Annotated in this window: 17 protein-coding genes; 2 read left to right on the top strand and 15 right to left on the bottom strand. The window is 69.9% G+C overall.

All coding sequences use genetic code 11. The annotated features are described in order from the left end of the window. Positions 1 to 23 precede the first annotated feature (23 nt). From ACFWY5_RS37935 to ACFWY5_RS37990, 12 genes are all read right to left on the bottom strand, one after another. Positions 24 to 1,031 (bottom strand): hypothetical protein, encoded by a 1,008-nt coding sequence (locus tag ACFWY5_RS37935; protein WP_379637639.1) that lies wholly within the window; start codon positions 1,029 to 1,031, stop codon positions 24 to 26. Next, entirely contained in the window at positions 1,028 to 1,357 is a 330-nt protein-coding gene (locus ACFWY5_RS37940; protein ID WP_379637640.1) for a PadR family transcriptional regulator, read from the bottom strand. Before ACFWY5_RS37940 ends, ACFWY5_RS37935 begins: the two co-directional genes overlap by 4 nt. Before the next feature lie 104 nt (positions 1,358 to 1,461). Further along, positions 1,462 to 2,625 (bottom strand): hypothetical protein, encoded by a 1,164-nt coding sequence (locus ACFWY5_RS37945; protein ID WP_379637641.1) that lies wholly within the window; start codon positions 2,623 to 2,625, stop codon positions 1,462 to 1,464. 172 nt (positions 2,626 to 2,797) lie between these two features. Beyond that, on the bottom strand, positions 2,798 to 3,733 hold the full coding sequence (locus ACFWY5_RS37950) for an exopolyphosphatase (RefSeq protein WP_379637658.1): 936 nt from the start codon (positions 3,731 to 3,733) through the stop codon (positions 2,798 to 2,800). Beyond that, complete coding sequence (locus tag ACFWY5_RS37955) at positions 3,730 to 4,218, bottom strand: DUF501 domain-containing protein (RefSeq protein ID WP_379626494.1); 489 nt, start codon at positions 4,216 to 4,218, stop codon at positions 3,730 to 3,732. Before ACFWY5_RS37955 ends, ACFWY5_RS37950 begins: the two co-directional genes overlap by 4 nt. Further along, positions 4,208 to 4,666 carry a septum formation initiator family protein gene (locus ACFWY5_RS37960; RefSeq protein WP_379626492.1) on the bottom strand — a complete coding sequence of 153 codons (459 nt, stop codon included), beginning with the start codon at positions 4,664 to 4,666 and terminating at the stop codon, positions 4,208 to 4,210. The genes ACFWY5_RS37955 and ACFWY5_RS37960 overlap by 11 nt, the downstream gene beginning before the upstream one ends. Positions 4,667 to 4,729: 63 nt before the next feature. Further along, positions 4,730 to 6,007, bottom strand: coding sequence for a phosphopyruvate hydratase (gene eno / locus ACFWY5_RS37965; RefSeq protein ID WP_379637643.1), 1,278 nt, complete (start codon positions 6,005 to 6,007; stop codon positions 4,730 to 4,732). A 67-nt stretch (positions 6,008 to 6,074) separates the two neighbouring features. Continuing rightward, entirely contained in the window at positions 6,075 to 7,964 is a 1,890-nt protein-coding gene (locus tag ACFWY5_RS37970) for a WD40 repeat domain-containing serine/threonine protein kinase (RefSeq protein ID WP_379637644.1), read from the bottom strand. 108 nt (positions 7,965 to 8,072) lie between these two features. Beyond that, positions 8,073 to 9,005: a MazG family protein gene (locus ACFWY5_RS37975; protein WP_379637645.1), complete on the bottom strand. Its 933-nt coding sequence runs from the start codon at positions 9,003 to 9,005 to the stop codon at positions 8,073 to 8,075. 2 nt (positions 9,006 to 9,007) lie between these two features. Next, entirely contained in the window at positions 9,008 to 9,631 is a 624-nt protein-coding gene (locus ACFWY5_RS37980) for a SurA N-terminal domain-containing protein (protein WP_379626484.1), read from the bottom strand. A gap of 27 nt (positions 9,632 to 9,658) precedes the next feature. Further along, entirely contained in the window at positions 9,659 to 13,147 is a 3,489-nt protein-coding gene (gene mfd / locus ACFWY5_RS37985; protein ID WP_379626481.1) for a transcription-repair coupling factor, read from the bottom strand. A gap of 581 nt (positions 13,148 to 13,728) precedes the next feature. After that, positions 13,729 to 14,355 carry a GNAT family N-acetyltransferase gene (locus tag ACFWY5_RS37990; protein ID WP_379626474.1) on the bottom strand — a complete coding sequence of 209 codons (627 nt, stop codon included), beginning with the start codon at positions 14,353 to 14,355 and terminating at the stop codon, positions 13,729 to 13,731. A 491-nt stretch (positions 14,356 to 14,846) separates the two neighbouring features. Between ACFWY5_RS37990 and ACFWY5_RS37995 the strand changes: the two genes are divergently transcribed. Continuing rightward, on the top strand, positions 14,847 to 15,563 hold the full coding sequence (locus tag ACFWY5_RS37995) for a class I SAM-dependent methyltransferase (RefSeq protein ID WP_379637646.1): 717 nt from the start codon (positions 14,847 to 14,849) through the stop codon (positions 15,561 to 15,563). On the opposite strand, the gene ACFWY5_RS38000 is transcribed toward ACFWY5_RS37995, so the two are convergent. Together ACFWY5_RS38000 and ACFWY5_RS38005 are read right to left on the bottom strand one after the other, a co-directional pair. Then, positions 15,556 to 16,728: a hypothetical protein gene (locus ACFWY5_RS38000; protein ID WP_379637647.1), complete on the bottom strand. Its 1,173-nt coding sequence runs from the start codon at positions 16,726 to 16,728 to the stop codon at positions 15,556 to 15,558. The two genes, ACFWY5_RS37995 and ACFWY5_RS38000, sit on opposite strands and share 8 nt — an antisense overlap. Next, on the bottom strand, positions 16,725 to 17,213 hold the full coding sequence (locus ACFWY5_RS38005) for a SigE family RNA polymerase sigma factor (protein WP_379637648.1): 489 nt from the start codon (positions 17,211 to 17,213) through the stop codon (positions 16,725 to 16,727). Before ACFWY5_RS38005 ends, ACFWY5_RS38000 begins: the two co-directional genes overlap by 4 nt. A gap of 93 nt (positions 17,214 to 17,306) precedes the next feature. On the opposite strand from ACFWY5_RS38005, the gene cysC reads away from it, so the two are divergent. Further along, on the top strand, positions 17,307 to 18,518 hold the full coding sequence (cysC, locus tag ACFWY5_RS38010; RefSeq protein WP_379637650.1) for an adenylyl-sulfate kinase: 1,212 nt from the start codon (positions 17,307 to 17,309) through the stop codon (positions 18,516 to 18,518). A gap of 3 nt (positions 18,519 to 18,521) precedes the next feature. Here the strand turns inward: cysC and ACFWY5_RS38015 are convergent, their stop codons facing one another. Then, entirely contained in the window at positions 18,522 to 19,622 is a 1,101-nt protein-coding gene (locus tag ACFWY5_RS38015) for a glycoside hydrolase family 26 protein (RefSeq protein WP_379637651.1), read from the bottom strand. Positions 19,623 to 19,845 lie beyond the last annotated feature (223 nt).

Genomic DNA, 19,845 nt, shown 5'->3' on the forward strand with positions numbered 1-19,845 from the left:
GATCACGGCGATCGGGCGGTCCCTCAGCGGCTTCTGGAGGGGCTGGGCGTGCTCGTGGGCGGCTCTGACGGGCTCGGCCTGCCCTTGGCGGGCTCCGACGGCTTCTCCGAAGGACGCGGCGCCTCCGACGCGCTCACGCCCGGCTCGGGCGTGCTGAGGGTCGCGCTCGGCTCGGGAGTCCTGAAGGCCGCGCACGCGCGCGTCGTCGGCGGCGCCGAGGCCTGGCCGCCCTGCTCGTCGAACGGGACGTCCGGGTCCTCCTCGACCAGCGGCAGCGGGAAGCGGTTGAGCACCGGCTCGCCGCAGCTGCGGTCCACGCGGTAGCCGAAGCGGTCCGGGCTGGTGGTGATCGGCTGGCCGTCCTGGTCGTAGAGCAGGACGTCGGACAGCGGGGTGCCGTCCTTGGCGTAGGGCTTGATGTTGTAGACGGTGTCGCCGAAGGCGGCGGGCTCCATGTCCATCGGCGTGTTCATCATGTAGGCCACTTGCTGGTCCCGGGCGCTCCAGGACGACGCGGTCGCCAGGCCGCCGAGTATCACGATGGCGACCAGGGCGTTGGCCGCGATGGTGAAGCCGCGCAGGACCCGGCCGTAGGCGTGCCTGCCGTACCAGATGGAGCCGAGGATCGCCCCGATCACCAGCAGGAGGTCCACCGGGTTGCCCGGCACGAGCCGTACGGGCCCGATCACCGAGACCGCGCCCATGGCGGCCGCGTAGCCGCGCAGGACCCACCAGCCCGGCCGCAGCTGCGGCATGAAGGCGGCGACCTCCCGGTAGGCCGACTGGCGGCGCAGCCACTCCAGCGCGAGGGCGAACCTGCGGCGCTCGCGCGGGCTCTGTGGGCGGCCCCCGTAGGCGGCCACGAGCTCCTCCGCGTAGGCCCCGGGCGGCCCGAGCCGCTCTTCGAGCGGCAGCTCCGACTCCTCCGCGATCTCCGCGAGGTGGTCGTCGAGGTCTTCGAGGAGCTCGTCCCGATCGGGGTGATCGGCCAGAGCCTCGCGTACGGCTTGCGCGTACTGGGCCGGGGTCATCGTGCGCTCCCCTCCGTGAGCAGGTTCGCCATCGTGGCGGAGAAGGTGGTCCAGGTCTTGGCCTGCGCCGCGTACATGTCGCGGCCGACCTCGTTCAGCCCGTAGTACTTGCGGTGCGGGCCCTCGTCCGAGGCGACCACGTAGGAGTTGAGCGCGCCGGCCTTGAACAGGCGGCGCAGCGTGCCGTACACGGAGGCGTCGCCGACCTCGTCGAGCCCGGCGTCCCTGAGCCTGCGCACGACGTCGTAGCCATACCCGTCGCGCTCGCCGAGCACGGCGAGCACCGCCAGGTCCAGCACGCCCTTGAGGAGCTGGCTGTTATCCACGCGATGCACACTACTGTGCAATGCGTAATAGTGGCAACAAGAAACCGGACGGCGCCACGGTGGGCGCCGCCCGGCCTCAGATCAATCCTGGTTCTCTCTCAGCGTCAGAGCTTCGGAGCCTCAGGGGTCTTGCTGTCCGTGGGCGTCGGCGTCGGCGCGGGGGTCGACAAGCAGCCCACGTAGCGGTCGGCGGAGGAGTCGCTGTTGTTCGGCCCGGAGACCGACAACGTGATGACGCCACCATCGCGCGCGGCGCCCGTGAGGGCGTGGTCCGGCAACGAGACCCGCTCAGAACCGCCGTGGTAGCCGAAGTAGGCGGTGCCACGGTAAACGGTGCTGCCGTTGACCGACCACGAGTACTCGACGCGGGCACGGCCGGTGGAGCTGACGGTGCCGGAAGCGTCGACCCTGCAGGCGGTCTGGTTGGTGACCGCGGACACGTTCGAGGCCGAGACCTTCACGGCCGGGGCCTCGTCCTTGCACCACACCTTGTAGTAGGCGCGGTTGGAGGACGTGCTGTCCGGGCCGAGAATCTCCAGAACGGCGGAGCCGCGGTGGCTGTACTTCGGCGAGAAGCCGAAGTAGACCTTGCGGGCGTCCCAGACCTTGATCTTGCCGTAGTCGACGACGTGACCGTTGAGGACCCAGCGGTAACGGACCCAGGTCGGGTCGGAAACCCTGATCAGGCCAACAAAGTCGATCTTGTCGCCAGGGGTGCAGGAACCCACGTAGCTGTCGGGGCTCGCCCAAGCGCGCGCCCAGACCTGCGGGTCCTTGTCAGTGCGGACCGGGCCCTTGTGGCAGTTGACGTCGAAGTAACCCTTGCGGGACGTCACCTTCCGCGGGCTCAGGACCTGGAGGGCTTCCCAGCCCCGGACATCCTCGTCGAAGTCGATGCTCGTCTTGACGTTGATGTACTTGGTGCCCTTGCCGACCTTGACGGTCTTCACGCCGCTCTTGGAGCCGTCGCCGTGCAGCCACCGGTACGAGACCTTGGTGGCCTTGGACGAGGAGACCTTGATACGGGACGTGACATCGACCTGAACAGGACAGGCGCCCTCGTAGGAACGAGGGTTGGCCTTCGGCGTCGAAACCGACACCTTGGCCTTGGAGGAGGTCACCTTGGCGCCGGCCGCGGTGGCCTTGCTCGCCGAGGCGGTCGAGGCCGCGGATGCCGGGGTGGCCATAAGACCCGACACCATGGCGGCCAGCACGGCGGTGGTGGCGCCGAGCGCCGCCACCCTCCGCGCCAACACAGTGGACTTCATCTGAGAGTGCTCCATTCCGTGAGGAACTAGATGCGCTCGGGAACGGTCGCCACGTCGCCACTATCTGTGCACGACAATATGGCAAAGCCCCCGTAAAGCTTCCTTACTTAAGCACAGATCAGATTGCAGTCACAATACGAATCAAGCCCGGTAACGTACCGATTTCGCGACCTTATCGGGCGACCGACCACGCAATTCCGTCGAGGATGTCGTGCTCCGAGACGATGACCTGCGAAAATGCGAACCGCCTCAGGACACGGTCCAGTATCAGCGCGCCGGCCCCGATGACGTCGGCCCTGCCGGGGTGCATCACCGGCACCGCAAGACGATCACCATGCGTCATCGAAAGAAGTCTGCGGGTTACTTCGTGAACCTCTCCGGCGGAAATCCGGGAGTGGTGAATTTTATCCGAATCATATGTCGGCAGGTCGAGGGCGATACCGGCGAGCGTCGTCACGGAACCCGCGAGGCCGACCAAAGTCCGCGCCTTCTGAACCGGTACAGATTCCGTCACCCGATCCAGCGCCGCCTCGATATCGGCCACCGCGGATTCGAGTTCGGCGGCCGTCGGCGGATCGTTCCTGATGTAACGCTCGGTCAGCCGTACGCTGCCGACGTCGACCGAGATCGCCCCCTCGACCCGGTCATCGCCCACCACGAACTCCGTCGAGCCGCCCCCGATGTCCAGCACCAGGTACGGCGGGCGCGCTCCCGCCTCCGGCGAGAGCCTGGCCAGGCCCCTGGTCGCGCCGGTGAAGGAGAGCGCGGCCTCCTCGTCCCCGGTGACCACCTCGGGATCGACGCCGAAGATCTCGCGCACGCCCTCGGCGAACTCCTGCCGGTTGGCCGCGTCCCGCGTGGCGCTCGTGGCCACCACCCGCGTCTCCTCGGCGGCGTGGTGGTCGATCAGCTCGCGGTAGCGGCGCATGGCGGCGAACGTGCGCCGCAGCGCCCGCGGCGCCAGCCGGCCGGTCCGGTCGACGTCCTCGCCCAGGCGGACGATCTCCATCAGCCGTTCGAGGTCGCGCAGCGAGTCTCCGGCCACGTCGGCGATCAGCAGGCGCACCGAGTTGGTGCCGCAGTCGACGGCGGCCACCCGCGTGCTCATACGCACGGGCCGTCCTTCCACCACTCGCCGAGCGCGCCGAGCGCCTCTTCGCCGAACGGGTTGCCGCCCGGCACCGCCAGCTCGTGCGCGACCAGCGCGTGCAGGCACTTGACCCGCAGCGGCATCCCGCCCGTGCTCTGCATGTCGCGCGGCAGCGGCTCCATGTCCTCGTCCTCGGCGGCCTTGTCCCGCCGGGCGATGTAGTCCTCGTGGGCGGCCTGGTAGGCGGCGGCCAGTTCGGGGTCCTCCGCCAGCCTCGCCTGCATCTCGCGCATCAGGCCGGAGCCTTCGAGCGTGCCGATGGCGGAGGTCGCCTTGGGGCAGGTCAGGTAGTAGAGCGTGGGGAACGGCGTGCCGTCGGGCAGCCGCGGCGCGGTCTCCACCACGTCGGGGTTGCCGCAGGGACAGCGGTGCGCCACCGAGCGCACGCCCCTCGGCGGGCGGCCGAGCTGCCGGGTGACCGCCTCGATGTCGCTACTTTCCACTCTGATCCTTAACGGTCTGATCCCTAACAGTCTGATCCCTAACAGTCTTCTCCCCGGTAGGCGCCTTCTGCCCCTTGCCGGTGTCGGCGGCCTCGATGGACTCCCACAACGTCTGGTACCACGGCGGCATCTCCGCCTGCTCCTGCGCCGCCACCTTCTGCGGGCTCGCGTCCGGCCGCGTCACCACGTAGCACTTCTCGCCGGGGCCGCAGTAGTGCAGCCGCTCCTTGGCGGTGCGCTTGGCCCAGTTGGGGTCGCTGATCCGCCTGGACTCCTCGGCCAGCGCCTGCCGCTCGGCCTCGACCCGGGCCTTCTGTTCTTCGAGCTCGGCGATGTTGCGCCGGTTCGCGATGTACTCGCGCACCGGATAGGCCAGGCTCATCGCGATCGCGCACACCACCACCGCGAGGATGGCGGCCCGTCCGGTCAGCTGCGGTCTCTTCGCCAATGCGTCCCTCCCGGGCTGTGCTGGTACGGCCGGCGTCGTCGTGGACGCCGGCCGTACCCGAAACTAGCGCTGGAAGCGCGGGAACGCCGCGCGACCCGCGTAACGGGCGGCGTCGTCGAGGAGCTCCTCGATGCGCAGCAGCTGGTTGTACTTGGCGACCCGGTCGGAGCGGGCGGGCGCGCCGGTCTTGATCTGGCCGCAGTTCACGGCGACGGCGAGGTCGGCGATGGTGGTGTCCTCGGTCTCGCCGGAGCGGTGGCTCATCATGCACTTGTAGCCGTTGCGGTGGGCCAGGTCGACCGCGTCGAGGGTCTCGGACAGGGTGCCGATCTGGTTGACCTTGACCAGCAGCGCGTTGGCGGAGCCCTCGCGGATGCCGCGCTCCAGGCGCTCGGGGTTGGTCACGAACAGGTCGTCGCCGACGAGCTGCACCTTGTCGCCGAGGGCGGTGGTGATGGCCTTCCAGCCCTCCCAGTCCTCCTCGTTCAGCGGGTCCTCGATGGAGACCAGCGGGTAGTTGGCGACCAGGTCCTCGTAGAAGGCGATCAGCTCGGTGGCCGACAGGCCCTTGCCGTCGATGGTGTAGACGCCGTCCTTGTGGAACTCGGAGGCGGCCACGTCGAGCGCGAGCCCGATGTCCTCGCCGGGCGTGTAGCCGGCCTTCTCGATGGCGACCAGGATGAGGTCGAGCGCGTCGCGGTTGGAGGGCAGGTTGGGGGCGAAGCCGCCCTCGTCGCCCAGGCCGGTGGCGTAGCCCTTCTCCTTCAGCACGCCCTTGAGCGCGTGGTAGACCTCGGTGCCCATGCGCACGGCCTCTTTGAAGCTCGACGCGCCGATCGGGGCGATCATGAACTCCTGGATGTCCACGTTGGTGTCGGCGTGGGCGCCGCCGTTGAGGATGTTCATCATCGGGACGGGCAGCACGTGCGCGTTGGGGCCGCCCACGTAACGGAAGAGCGGCAGCTCGGCGCTGTCGGCGGCGGCCTTGGCCACGGCCAGCGAGACGCCCAGGATGGCGTTGGCGCCCAGCTTGGACTTGTTGGGCGTGCCGTCCAGGTCGATCATGATCTGGTCGATGATCCGCTGGTCCTCGGCCTCGACGCCGTGCACCTCGTCGAAGATCTCGTCGGTGACCGCGAGCACGGCCTTCTCGACGCCCTTGCCGAGGTAGCGCTCGCCGCCGTCACGCAGCTCAACGGCCTCGAACTGGCCGGTGGACGCGCCGCTGGGCACCGCCGCGCGGCCGGTGCTGCCGTCGTCGAGCACGACCTCGACCTCAACGGTGGGGTTACCACGAGAGTCGAGGATCTCGCGGGCGTAGACGACCTCGATGGTAGCCACGTCAAAGCTCCTAGAGTCGAAGGGCAGTTCGCTCCCAGAGCCTACCGAGGTCTACCAGCCGGTACGGCTACCACCCCGCAAGCTCCCAAACCGCCATCTCCTCGTCAGGTTTGGCCACCACGACGGACTTCCTGCCGTTGAACTGACCGACCGCCAGGGCGGTGGCGCGCCCGCTCGACGCGGGCAGATCCCTGACCCGCTTGCAGGTGCGCGGATTCCAGACGCTCAGCCCGTCGATGCCGGTGACCAGCGCGCCCTTGGTCAGCGCGAAGTCGTCGATGGGCCTGTCCGGGGAAACCCCCTTGGAGGGGATCTTCACGGTGCACCGCTGCCGCTGCCCCTCCTGGTCGTAGATCTTCACGCCGACCCCCTCGACGCGGACCGCGACCAGCCCGTCGGCCGCCTCGACGCCGGAGGCGGGCGACCCCGACTCGACGACCGCCCTGGGCTTGACCTCGGTGCCGCTCCACGGGTCGATGCGCTGCAGGATTCCCTTGCTCATGACCGCGAACACGTTCGTGCCTGCGCCCGCCCAGGCCACGTCGTGGACCGACTGGCCCAGCCGCCACAGGCTCGCCTGCTTGCCGCTGGCCAGGTCCCAGGCCTGCATGCGGCCGTCGGCGCAGCTCACGTACGCGGAGGCGCCTTTCTGCGAGGGCAGGACGGACATCGCCGCCCGGCCGCCGCCCCGGCACGCCTTGATCGTCTCGACGGCGTTGCCCCGTCCGGGCTGCCACACGCGGACCGCGCCGTCGGCCGCCGACCACACGATGGACTGCCTGGTGCCGACCTTGGTGAAGGCCAGCGAGCCGATGTCCCCGGCGCCCATCGGGACGGAGTTGATGATCGCGCCGCTGTCGGGTTCCCACAGCTCGATGCGCTTGGTGCTCTCGTTGGCCGCGGCCACCAGGCTCCCGTCGCCGAGGGAGCCGAGCGCGATCTTGGAGATCCGGTTCTCGAAGTCGCCGAACGCCGTCATGCGCGGGCCGTCGTCGGCCGAGGAGCCCGCTCCGCCGTCGCCCGCGGTCACCCCGCCGCTGCGCATCGTCAGCCCGATCGCGCCGCCGAACATCACCACGAGCGCCAGGCCCGCCACCGCCATCCGCCGCCTGCGCCGCCTGACCCGCCGTACCGCTGGCCTGGTCTCCTCTGTACGCCTGGTCAGGGTCTTGAGCACCTCGGCCGCGCCGGGCCGGTGGGCGGGGACCTTCTCCAGGCACGAGGTGAGCACCGAGCGCAGCGGCTCCTCGATGCCGGACAGGTCGGGAGAGGCGTTGAGAATGCGGTGCATGACGGCCGGGATCGAGTCGCCGCCGAACAACGACGTGCCGGTGGCGGCGTAGGCCATGGTGGAGGCCCAGGCGAACATGTCCGAGGCCGGCGTCACGCTCTCGCCGGAGATCTGTTCGGGCGCCATGTAGCCGGGCGTGCCGACGACGGAGCTGGTGGCGGTCGTGGCCGACTCGGGGGTACGCGCGACGCCGAAGTCGATCACCCGCGGCCCGTCGGGGCCCATGAGCACGTTGTTCGGCTTGAAGTCGCGGTGCACGATCTGCGCCTCGTGGATGGCGGCCAGCGACCGCGCGGTGGCGGTGGCCAGCCTCGTGAGCGCCGCGCCGCTCATCGGCCCGTTCTGGGCCACGTACTGCTGGAGCGACGGGCCGTCCACGAACTCGCTGATCAGGTACGGCCGGTCGTCCAGGACCCCGGCCTCGATGATCCGGGCCGTGCCATGGCCGGCGACCTTCTCCGCGGTCTGCGCCTCGGCCAGGAAGCGGCGTACGGCCCGGCGGTCGTTGACCAATCGGGCGTGCAGCACCTTCACCGCGACCTGGCCCCGCTCGGCGTCCTCCCCCAGGTACACCGAGCCCTGCCCGCCGTCGCCGAGCACGCCGATCAGGCGGTATCCCGCCACTTCACGAGGTTCGCCCGATCTCAGGCGGCGCACCTCAGCCATTCGCAACTCCCCCCGTAACCCCGAACGATCCTGACATCTCCCGACATATCCCGCCACTCGGGTTTATTCGGATCGGGCGCAGCCTTATTGGGGTGCAGGTTCGGTCGCTCAGGTGGTGCGCGTTTCCCAGTTGCGCACGCGCTCGCGGTAGTCGCGGGCCGCCGCGCGCAGCTCCGCCTCCGGGTCGAGGCCGGCGTCCTGGGCCCGGCGCACCAGGTCGAACAGCTCGCGGGCCACCCCCTGGCCCACCGCCTGCGCCAGCGCCTCGGGGGCGCCGGACCGCTCGGCCCGCCGGACGAGCTGGGCGGCCAGCGACAGCGACGGCTGGCCCATCGGCACGCCGTCCAGGATCGACTCGGTGCCCTTCTCGGCCCGCTCGGCGGCCTTGATGGCCTCCCAGTTGTCGTTCACCTCGTCGGCGGTCTCCGCCCTGACGCTGCCGAACACGTGCGGGTGCCGCCTGACCAGCTTGTCGACGATGCCCTCCGCGACGTCGTCGACGTCGAACGACTCGGCCACCCGCGCGTGGAAGACCACCTGCAGCAGCAGGTCCCCGAGCTCCTCGCGCAGCGCCGGATAGTCGCCGTGCTCGATCGTCTCCAGGACCTCGTACGCCTCCTCCAGCAGATACGGCACCAGCGTCTCGTGCGTCTGCTTGCGATCCCAGGGGCATTCCATCCGCAACCGGTCCATCACGCCGACCAGGTCGAGTATCCGGGCGCCCGGCAGGTCGTAGGAGCCGGGCACGATCTCGATCACCGGCGGCTCGTCCAGCGCCAGGGCGGCGTGCCCGGCCGCGCGCAGGAAGTCCTCGTCGTCCATGGCCAGCCAGACGAGGGTGGCGCCGACGGCCCGCCGTACCAGCTCGGCCGGATTCTGCGGGCCGACCGTGACCTCGACGCCCGCCTCGGCGAGGTAGGGCAGCTGCGGGTGGTCGGCCGAGGCGGTCAGCACCTCGCCCGCGCGCAGCGCCTGCCACGCCTGGTGGCTGAGCAGGCCGGGGGCGACCCTGGGCGAGGTGGTGACGACGATGAGCGGCATGCTCAGCCCTGCGGCTGCTGTTGCTGCTGCTGGGGCTGCTGGGTGGGCGTGAGCTTGCCGAAGCGGCCCGTGTCGACGAACATCGACGGGTTCTCCTGCGTCGGCTGCGTGTTCAGCTGGCCGTAACGCGGGCTGTAGGTGACCTTGACGGTGGTGAACTCCGAGCGGAGCTTCTCGATCGCCTGCTGGTTCTGGGCGCCGCCGAGCTGCTGGAGGATCTTCTGGATCGACAGCTCGCCGCGCAGGAAGTCGCGGGCGTCGCCCGGGGGCACGCCCTTCGACAGCAGGTTCATCGCCGGAGTCTGCTGCTGGCCCGGGTCCTTCAGCGCGGTGTCGATCTCCGCCTCGCTGACCTGGACCTTGTACCTCTGCGCGAGCTGGCGGTAGACCACCTCGTTCGTCATCCGGAACAGTACGAACTGGTTGAGCGGCACCTGGAGCGCGCTCGCGTCCAGCCGCGCCGCGGTCAGCGCCTTCTCATACTGCTGGACCTCGGAGTTGAGGTCCTTCGCCGCGATGCGCTCCCCACCGACGACGGCGGCGGCGCCCGCCTCGACCGGGCTGGAGCAGGCGGTCAGCGCGACACCCACCGCGGCGGCGGCCACGGCCACTCGAATCGACTTCACGTGCATCCTTTCCGACAAAAACCGGCGCTAGCTTACCCGTGCGGGCTCCAGGAACATCGCCTCGACCAGATCCCCGCACCATTTGAGCAGGTCCAGGTCGCGAAGTGGCTGCCCGCCCACCGGCTTGGTCTTCGGCATCGGCACCAGGAGCGTCTCCGCCGCCTGCTTGTAGATGGCGCTCTTGTACAGCCGGTCCAGGCGTACCTGCTGCGACTCCTTCAGCACGACCGGGCCGAACTTGATGTTCTGCGCCTGCAGCGTCACGTCCGTGAGCCCCGCCTGGCGGGCCCTGAGCCGGAAGCGTGCCACCGCCAGGAGGTTCTCGACCTGCACGGGCGGCTTGCCGTACCGGTCGGTGAGCTCGGCGCGCACCTCGTCGATGCCGAGGTCGGAGGCGATCGCGGCGATCCGCTTGTAGGCCTCCAGCCGCAGCCGCTCCGAGGTGACGTAGTCGTGCGGGATGTGCGCGTTGATCGGCAGCTCGACCTTCACGTCGTGATGCTCCTCCACGACCTGCTGCCCCGACAGCTTCGCCTTCTGCTCCTGTACGGCTTCCGCCATCAGCCGGACATAGAGATCGAAGCCCACCCCGGCGATGAACCCCGACTGCTCGGCCCCCAGCACGTTGCCGGCGCCGCGGATCTCCAGGTCCTTCATCGCCACATACATGCCGGCGCCCATCTCGGTGTGCTGGGCGATCGTGGCCAGGCGCTCGTGCGCGGTCTCGGTGAGCGGCTTCTCCGGCGGATACAGGAAGTAGGCGTAGCCGCGCTCGCGGCCCCGGCCCACGCGTCCGCGTAGCTGGTGGAGCTGGGACAGGCCGTAGTTGTCGGCCCGGTCGACGATGAGCGTGTTGGCGTTGGGCACGTCGAGCCCGGACTCGACGATCGTGGTGCACACGAGCACGTCGTACTCGCGCTCCCAGAAACCCACCATGATCTTCTCGAGCTGGTGCTCGTTCATCTGGCCGTGCGCGACCGCGACGCGCGCCTCGGGCACGAGCTCCTTGACGCGCGCAGCCACCCGGTTGATGGAGGCCACCCGGTTGTGCACGAAGAAGATCTGGCCGTCGCGCATGAGCTCGCGGCGGATCGCGGCGGTGAGCTGCTTCTCGTCGTAGGGGCCGACGAAGGTGAGGATCGGGTGCCGTTCCTCCGGCGGGGTGAGGATCGTGGACATCTCACGGATGCCGGTCAGTCCCATCTCCAGCGTGCGCGGGATCGGCGTGGCCGACATCGCCAGCACGTCCACCTGCGTGCGCAGGTGCTTCATGGCCTCTTTGTGCTCGACGCCGAAACGCTGCTCCTCGTCGATGATGATCAGGCCGAGGTCCTTGAAGCGCACCTCGGGGCTGAGCAGGCGGTGGGTGCCGATGACGATGTCCACCGCGCCCGAGCGCAACCCTTCCAGCGTGCCCTTGACCTCGCCGTCGGTCTGGAAGCGGGAGACCGGCTTGAGCGAGACGGGGAAGCTGGAGAACCGCTCGGTGAACGTCGACATGTGCTGCTGCACCAGCAGCGTCGTGGGCACCAGCACCGCGACCTGCTTGCCGTCCTGCACCGCCTTGAAGGCCGCGCGCACCGCGATCTCGGTCTTGCCGTAGCCGACGTCGCCGCAGATGAGGCGGTCCATGGGGACGCCGCGCTCCATGTCGCGCTTGACCTCGTCGATGGCCTCCAGCTGGTCGCCGGTCTCGGCGTACGGAAAGGCGTCCTCCATCTCGCGCTGCCACGGCGAGTCGGCGGCGAAGGCGTAGCCCGGACTGGCCATGCGGGCGCTGTAGAGCCTGATCAGCTCGCCGGCGATCTCCTTGACGGCCTTCTTGGCCTTGGCCTTGGCCTTGTTCCAGTCGGCGCCACCCATGCGGTTGAGCGTGGGGGCCTCGCCGCCCACGTACCTGGTGACCTCGTCGAGCTGGTCGGTGGGCACGTAGAGGCGGTCGCCCTTGGCGTACTCGATGACCAGGTACTCCCTGGTCGCGCCCTGGACCGTGCGCTGGACCATCTCGATGTAGCGGCCGACGCCGTGCTGCTCGTGCACCACGTGGTCGCCGACCTTGAGCTGGAGCGGGTCGACCATGTTGCGTCGGCGGCTGGGCAGGCGGCGCATGTCCTTGGTGGAGGCCTTCTGCCCGACGAGGTCGAGGTGGGTGAGGACGGCGAGGTCCTTGGTGACGAAGCCGTGCTCGATGAGGCCGGTGGTGACGTGGACGACCTTGGGCTCCGGCGCCTTGTCCAGATATTTCTGCAGACGGGCGGGAACGTCCACGCCCTTGAGCAGCTCGACCATGCGCTCGGCCGAGCCCATGCCCTCGCTGAGCAGCACGACCGCCTTGTCCTCCGCCAGCCAGCCCTTGATGTCGGCCAGCGCCCGCGCGGTGTCGCCCCGATAAGCCTCGGAGTCGTGCGCGTCCAGCTCCACCCCGGATCCGAACGGCGCCAGCGTCCACCACTGCTGCCCCAGCGCGTCGGCGTGCCCGCGCACGTCGTCAAGCGTCCTGAAGGCGGCGGCGCCGAGATCGATGGGCGCCTCGCCACCGGCCGCCGCGTTGATCCACGACGCCTCGAGAAACTCCTGAGAGGTCCGTACGAGCTCCTCGGCCCGGCCGCGAATCCGCTCCGGATCACACACGAACACCGCCGACCGCGCCGGAAGATGATCGACCAGCAGGTCCATCTCCCCCGCCAGCACCGGCGCGAACGCCTCCATCCCCTCCACCGGCAGACCCTCGGCCAGCTGGTCGAGCACCTCCGCCAGCGAAGGATGCTCCTCCCCCAGCGCCCTGGCCCGCTCACGCACCTCCGGCGTCAGCAGCAGCTCCCGGCACGGCGGCGCGAACAACCCGTCCTCCGCCGCCTCCAGCGAGCGCTGGTCGGCCACCTTGAACCAGCGGATCTCCTCGACCGTGTCGCCCCAGAACTCCAGCCGCAGCGGATGCTCCTCCGTAGGCGGGAACACGTCCAGCAACCCGCCACGCACCGCCACCTCACCACGCCGCTCCACCATGTCCACGCGGTGGTAGCCGTTGGTGACCAGCCGGCCGACCACGTCGTCGAGATCGGCGTCGTCACCGGCCCGCAGCCGGATCGGCTCCAGATCGCCGAGCCCCTTGACGATGGGCTGCAAAAGGGCGCGCACCGGCGCCACGATCACACTGAGCGGCCCGGCCGAGACGTCACCGCTCACCGGATGCGCCAGCCGCCTGAGCACCGCCAGCCGCTGGCCGACGGTGTCGCTGCGCGGCGACAGCCGTTCGTGCGGCAGGGTCTCCCAGGCGGGGAAGACGGCGACGGTGCTGGGCTCGATCAGGCTTGTGAGCGCCGACGCCAGATCCTCGGCCTCACGCCCGGTCGCGGTGACGGCCAGCACCGTCCGCTGGTCACGGCCGACCAGCGCGGCCACCCCGAACGGGCGCATGGCCGCGGGCGCGACCAGCGCGACATCGCCACCCTCTTCGAGAGCGGCGGTCAACTTGGGATCGGCGGCAACAAGGTCAAGCAGTCCGGAAAGACTCATCCACAGCCCCACGCAACATGATCACCCCAGCCCGGGGCAACACGACTACCCCCGGCCTGCATCGGTCGCGGGGGTCACCCCCACCCTACTGTCCACCCCACCACGACCCCCGCCCTCCCCACCCATTCGCTTCTTCGCCCACTCGCCTCCTCGCCGTCCCATCTCCTCGCCTTCCCGTCACTCCGACTACACATCCCGCGCGTCTTACCCCTCCGCGCCCGCCCTCGCCCCCGCCGTCTCCTCTCCTCTCCTCTTGTCTCCTCTTGTCTCCTCGCCTCGCCCTTGTCTCCTCGCCTCGCCCTTGTCTCCTCGCCTCCCCGCTGGCTGCACGTCCCGTGTGCTCTGCCTCGCCGCTCCTGTCCCGCCGCACCCGCCCCATCCCTTACGGCTGCGCCACCCCAACGCCTCCCACCGACGCGCGCGAGCGTCCGTGCAAGGTCGCCCGGCAGTCGGACAGACGCGCCTCCGTAACGGCGCCCGTTCACCACCCGCGCGGCCCCGCATCCAGGCGGCGCGCCGCGCCCAGGCAGCCGGACCCCGGCGACCACCCGCTCGGCAGGTCACCGCATGGCATCAACCGTCTAGTCGGGTGGGGGGAGGAGGGCTTCTGAGCCCATGGGGAGAAAGCCGGCGGCGAGGAAGGCGCGGACGCTGGCGGCGTTGCCCGGGGCCACCTGGGCCCAGACGGGTTCCGGGGCCAGGTGGCGGGCGGCGGTGGCCAGGGTGCGGCCCAGGCCTCTGCCCCGGTGTTCGGGGGCGATCTCCACGGCGGCCTCCCAGCGGCCCGCGACGCCTCGGCCCAGGACGAGGAGGCCGCCTTCGCATCCCCACGCGCGTACGCCGTCGCGGTGGCGGTGGGCTCGTGCGACCCTCGGGTGGGCGCGGCTGGTGACCTCGGCCAGGGCGGCCGACGGGGGGCCGGGCAGGGGCTGGGCGAGGAGGAGCATATCCAGGCCGTCCACGCGGCGGCCGGTCTTGCGTTCCAAGGCGCGAAGGAAGGGTGGGTTCAGCGGCGCCGACAGGTCGCCTTCCGGCAGGCGGGCGCGCAGCCAGATGGGGTGGAGGTCGGCGAAGACCACGGTGTGGGCGGTGAAGGCGATGATGCCCAGGTCTCGGGTGGTGGGTTGCGGGAGGAGGTCCACGGCTCCGTCGGGAGCGGGCAGTTGTCCGGCCGCCACGCCGTCAAGGAGGTCCTTCAGCGTCTCCACTCCGACATTTCACCAGATTTATCCCTACTTGCCGCGTTACGAGTCGGTCCCGATTCACAGCTTCCGCTCAGCTCTGCCCTCCGTTCCCGCCCAGCCCCGGCTCACGGGTTTCCGCGCGGGTGGTGAAACGGGCGCCGTCGCGGCGGCGCGTTTGTCCGACTGCCGGGCGACCTTGCACGGAGGCGCGCCCATGGCGGCGGGGGGCGTGGGGGCGGCTTGCCGTAACGGATGGGCGCGGAGCGCGACGCGACGGAGAGGCGCCGTGGTGGCCCGCCGCAACGGACGGGAGCGCAACAAGAGACGACGGACACATGGAGGGGTGGCCCGCCGCAACGGACGGGAGCGCAACAAGAGACGACGGACACATGGAGGGGTGGCCCGCCGCAACGGACCGGCGTGAAAAGGGCGTGGCAGAGGTCCTGGGGGAAAGGGGGCGGGGAAGAGAGGAGAAATGCGCAACTAAGAGCGATCGAGTGATTACTGTTGGTGACATGTCAGAGGTGCGTGCGGTCGCTCTGCGGGGCGACCTGTTTGGTCAGCGGATCCGCGAGCAGTGGACCGAGCAGCTGGGGCGGCGGCTCGACATTCTCATCGCCGGGTGCGCGCGTGACGAGCCGCTCCTTCTGGAGCGCATGGAGACCAGGGTCACGGGGGTCGATGAGGAACTGCCCGCCGTCCGGGCGGTCGTCGAGGGGCGGCAGGACCTGGTCTCGTGGGCGCTGGGGGACATGCGGTCGGTGCCGATGCCGCCGCGGTCGTTCGACGTGATCCAGCTGACGTTTCTGCTGGAGCGGATCCAGCATGCCGAGCTGGTTCTCGACCGCATGCTCCAGGCCCTGCGGCCGGGCGGGCTGGTGCTGCTCAGGATGCGCGATCGGCGTTCCGCCTATGGGTGGTGCGATCGGGCCGTTCCGTCGTGGCTGCGGTCGCTGCTCTGGAAGCGGCTGGTCGCCGAGGGCACTCCGGGGCCGCTGCCGGCGGTGTACGAGCCGATCACCTCGCGCGACGGCATGCACGCCTTCTGCCTCACCCGCGGCCTCATGATCACCGACGACCAGACGGCGACCACCGGGCCTGCCATGGGGCGGATCGGGAGTGCGGCCGTCGCGCTCGTGGACAAACTCACGCGCGGCCGCCTCCCGTCCTCTCACGACGAGGTGACGATGGTCATCCGCAAACCCCAGAACCACTTCGCCCGGCTCATCTAGGCGTCAGCACCCAGACCCAGGGGTCCTCCTTCATCCCGTCCTGGTATCCGCTGAGCTGCTGCTTCTCCGTGCCGTCCACTCCGATCAGCATCAGCGCCGCGTCGAGCTCGTTGTCGCACTCGCGCGCGCACCTCAGTGCGATGACGCTCTCGTCGTCGGCCCACGCGTGGAGTTGCAGCGCCTGCTGCCTGCCGACGACGCGGCCGGTCGCCTTCTCGGTGATCGCGGTGGGCAGGCCGTCGTCGCCGAGCAGCAGGGTGCCGTTGGGCGACAGCGGCGAGACGCCCCCGCTGGAGTACTCCTCCTGGGGCGCCTCGTGCGCGCGTCCGTCCGGGGTGAAGTACGCACGTCTCGGCTCGCCGCCGCGGCCCTCCCAGACCAGCGTGCCGTCCTGGCTCCAGGAGAAGTCCTGCGAGCCGGCGGAGAGGAGGTTCTCGTCGATGGGCATGGGGCGGAACTCCACCTTTTTCGTCGGCACGTCCACGACGTAGAAACCGGTGCGGGTCGTCGGTTCGACTGTCGTGGAGTCGGAGCTGATCCGCCGCCATCGCATGGGGTACTCGGTGTAGGCGGTGGCCAGCAGCTTCGTGCCGTCGGGTGACCATTTCAGGCCGATGACGTCCCGGTCCAGCTCGATCCAGGTCAGGAACTGCCCGGTGTTCAGGTCGAGTATGCCGATCCTGCGCCCCATCACCTCGCCTTCGAGGACGGCGGCCACCTGCAGGCCCGGCGCCACGTCCAGCCACGCGTAGGGCGTCTTCTCATAGGTGCCGGTCCGGGGGTTCAGCAGCCACCAGGTATGGCGGCGCCGCTCCCACCGGCCGCCCAGTTTCTCCGTCGAGTACACGAAATATGAGGAGATCGCGTAGTTCCCCGCCGCGATCATGTTCCTGGGCGGGACGTTGTCCACGTCCGCCCGCACGTCCGTCGGCGCCGGTGACGGCCTGGCGGGCAACGTCACCTCGGTCGCGGGCCTGATCACGATGTCTCTTTCTCTCGGCACGATCACCGCCACCACGGCCAGCGCCGCAGCGACGCCGACCGCCAGCGCGCCGTAGACCCAGGGCCGCCGGGCACGCCGCCGTAGCGCCCGGTCGGCCAGGTCGTGCGGCACCTGGACCTCGTCGGCCCACTCGCCCATCACCTCGCGCAACTGATTCGTCATCCCACTACCTCCAGCTCCGGGAAGAGCTCCCGCAACTTGGCGAGCGATCGGTGTGCGGTGCTCCGCACGGTCCCGACCGAGCAGCCCAGCACCTTGGCCACCTCGTGGTCGGGCAGGTCCTCGAAGTAGCGCAGCACCAGGACCGTCCGCTGCCGCGGGGTCAGCCTGGCCAGCGCGCCGCGTAAGACCATGCGCAGTTCGCTCTGGTGGGTGGAGTCCGCCTCCGCCAGGTCGGGGACCGCCGGGCGCACCACCTCCGGCCGCCGGCCGGCCGCTCGCCACCAGCTCACCTGCTGGCGGTACATGATCTGGCGTACATATGCCTCGGGCGTGCTCACCCGCCGCCATTTCCCCGCGAGTTTGGACAGCGCGATCTGCACCAAGTCCTCCGCCGCGTGCTGGTCACCGCCGGTCAGCAGGAACGCCAGCCGCATCAGGGCGGAAGACCGCGCCGCGACGAACTCGCGGAAGGCTGGTTCGTCCACGTTCACCTCCAATGGGTCACCCCTGAGACGCCGCATGCACCGTCCCGCTATGCCTGCCGCACGCTAGAGTTCCTTCCTACCGATTCACTTGGGATGGAATACGTGGAGTTCACCCCGGACGAGCGCGAACTCGCCGATCTCGAACTTCTCCTGTCGGGGGCGTTCGAGCCGCTCAAGGGCTTCCTCGGGCACGACGACCTGCACTCCGTCGAGGAGCGCGGCACCTTGGCCGACGGTACGCCCTGGCCGGCGCCGGTGACGCTCCACCTGCCCGAGCAGGCCGGACCCGGCGACGAGGTCACCCTTCTCGACCCGGAAGGCCTGCCGCTGGCCGTGGTCACCGTCACCGGGCAGGGCGCCACCGGGCCGCTCAGGAGCCTCAACCCGCCGGAGCACGGGCCGTTCGCGCGGCTGCGCCGTACCCCTGAGCGGGTCCGCGCCGAGCTGGGCGGGCGCGAGACGCTCGCGGTCACGATGCGCGGCCCCCTCGACGACCTCGGCGAGGTCGTCGCCACCGCCAAGGAGCTCGGCGCGCGCATCCTCCTTCTTCCTCTCGCGTACGGCGAAGCCGGCCCGGCCGTCGTGCGAGCCGCGCTCAAGGCCAAGAACCAGCTCCCCGAGGACACCCTCGTCGTCCCCGTGCCGCTCGCGCCGCGCGAGGAACCCGAGCTCGACCTCGAACTACGCGAGCACGTCGCCGCCGCGTACGGAGCCACCGAGCACCTGGCGGGCCCGGAACCGGTGAAGATCCCCGGGCCGCCGCATCGGCGCGGGCTGGTGGTGTTCTTCACTGGTCTGTCCGGTTCCGGCAAGTCCACGATCGCCCGCGGGCTGCGTGACGCGCTGCTCGAAGAAGGCGGCAGGACGATCACCTACCTCGACGGGGACGTGGTGCGGCACCTGCTGTCGAAGGGACTGACGTTCTCCAAGGAGGACCGCGACCTCAACATCCAGCGCATCGGCTTCGTCGCCGCCGAGACCGCGCGGCACGGCGGCCTGGCCATCTGCGCCCCGATCGCCCCCTACGCACGGACCCGGGACGAGGTGCGGGCCATGGTGGAGGGGGTCGGGGCGGACTTCCTGCTGGTCCACGTGGCCACGCCGCTGGAGGAGTGCGAGCGGCGCGACCGCAAGGGCCTGTACGCCAAGGCCCGCTCCGGCGTCATCCCGTCGTTCACCGGCGTCTCCGATCCGTACGAGGAGCCCGAGGACGCCGACCTCACGATCGACACCACGCATCTCTCGATCGAGGCGGCGGTGTCGCGGGTGCTGGACACCATGCGCGCCGGGCGCTGGATCCGCTGACGTTCAGGGGCGCGGGACCTTGGTGGAACGGAAGTAGGGGTCGCGGGCCAGGTCGGTGAAGGCGCGGCGGCCCTCCGCGGTGGTGTCGAAGCGCGTGTCGCCGCGCGGCGCCTTCGGGGAGTCGAAGTAGACCAGCGCCCTGATCTGCGGATAGTGCTTGATCTGGGCCCGGACCGACTCGTAGAAGACACGTTTGAACGCGCGGTCGCTCCAGCGCTCGAAGACGCCCCATTCGGCGACCATGATGGGCTTGCCGGGGAAGCGCCACTGCATCCAGCGGTAGAAGCCCGGCCAGCTGGGGTAGTCCTTGCGGGTCTTGTTGACCAGTCCGGCCAGGTCGCGGACGTGGTCGTCGGCGTAGGGGTCCATGGCGACCCAGTCGACGACGTCGTCACCCGGGTACAGGTTCTGGAACCAGGACTTGGCCGCCCAGTTGGGCGCGCCCATGTAGGTCATGACGGTGATGGCGTTCTTCACGCCCTTCTCCCGCAGCCGGAGCACCACGTGCCGGTACATCGCGGCGTAGTCGGCCGCCTGCATGCCGGAGCCCGCAGAGGGCACGACGTCGTTCTCCGGTTCGTGGTGGATCGTGAGGAAGAAGCGCTCAGGGAACGTGTCGCGGACATGGGCCGCCAGCCGGTCGATCCGGCGGTCCAGCGCGCCGTCGGCGATCTCGGCCCACGTGTGCTCGAACGAGGGCTTCCAGTTGATGAGCAGCATGCGTGGTTTGAGGGGGTCTCGGGCGAGCGCGAGCTCCTTGTCCGTGGGGAACAGCTCCTTCCCCCGGTGGTAGACGTGCACGATGTCGGCGGTCGCGCCCATCCGCTCTTCCGCCTTGTGTACGGCCCTGCCGACCGGCAGCCCGGTGAAGATCTCGGGCGCCATGCCCCACCAGGCGCCGCATGACGGGATGAGCTTGGCCGTGACCGTGCAGGCGGGCGACCTTTCGATGCCCAGCCTTCCGTTGACCCGGGCGGCGTCGCCCGTGCCCGGATCGCGTACGCCCTCGGCGCCGCTGCAGGCCGCGATCGGCAGGAGGGCGCCGATCAGCAGCGCCCTGATCCCGATTTTTCGGCTTTTAATAAGAATTCCCCGTTGAAACACGTCGACCCCTTTGTCCTTCCTCCCGGGACCCCCACCCCGGGGTAAAACAACGTTGCAACTTTGCCACGGCTGGGCGACACTTTCAGCCAGTGCCACCTTCCTGGTTACCCACGGCCGAGGTGGTTCGATGCGCGGGAAATCGCAGGTACACTCGGGGAACCGAGCTTGCCGAGAGCGCCGATCAGTCACCGCGGAATCCACTCCGCCGCCAATTCCTTTCGCC

The organism is Nonomuraea sp. NPDC059007, from assembly GCF_042740555.1.
Lineage (GTDB): Bacteria > Actinomycetota > Actinomycetes > Streptosporangiales > Streptosporangiaceae > Nonomuraea.

Coding starts and splice junctions, on each gene's coding strand:
- ACFWY5_RS37935 (WP_379637639.1), bottom strand. CDS start 1,031: ATGACCCCGGCCCAGTACGCGCAAGCCGTACGCGAGGCTCTGGCCGAT.
- ACFWY5_RS37945 (WP_379637641.1), bottom strand. CDS start 2,625: ATGAAGTCCACTGTGTTGGCGCGGAGGGTGGCGGCGCTCGGCGCCACC.
- ACFWY5_RS37950 (WP_379637658.1), bottom strand. CDS start 3,733: ATGAGCACGCGGGTGGCCGCCGTCGACTGCGGCACCAACTCGGTGCGC.
- ACFWY5_RS37970 (WP_379637644.1), bottom strand. CDS start 7,964: ATGGCTGAGGTGCGCCGCCTGAGATCGGGCGAACCTCGTGAAGTGGCG.
- ACFWY5_RS37975 (WP_379637645.1), bottom strand. CDS start 9,005: ATGCCGCTCATCGTCGTCACCACCTCGCCCAGGGTCGCCCCCGGCCTG.
- mfd (WP_379626481.1), bottom strand. CDS start 13,147: ATGAGTCTTTCCGGACTGCTTGACCTTGTTGCCGCCGATCCCAAGTTG.
- ACFWY5_RS37995 (WP_379637646.1), top strand. CDS start 14,847: ATGTCAGAGGTGCGTGCGGTCGCTCTGCGGGGCGACCTGTTTGGTCAG.
- ACFWY5_RS38000 (WP_379637647.1), bottom strand. CDS start 16,728: ATGACGAATCAGTTGCGCGAGGTGATGGGCGAGTGGGCCGACGAGGTC.
- cysC (WP_379637650.1), top strand. CDS start 17,307: ATGGAATACGTGGAGTTCACCCCGGACGAGCGCGAACTCGCCGATCTC.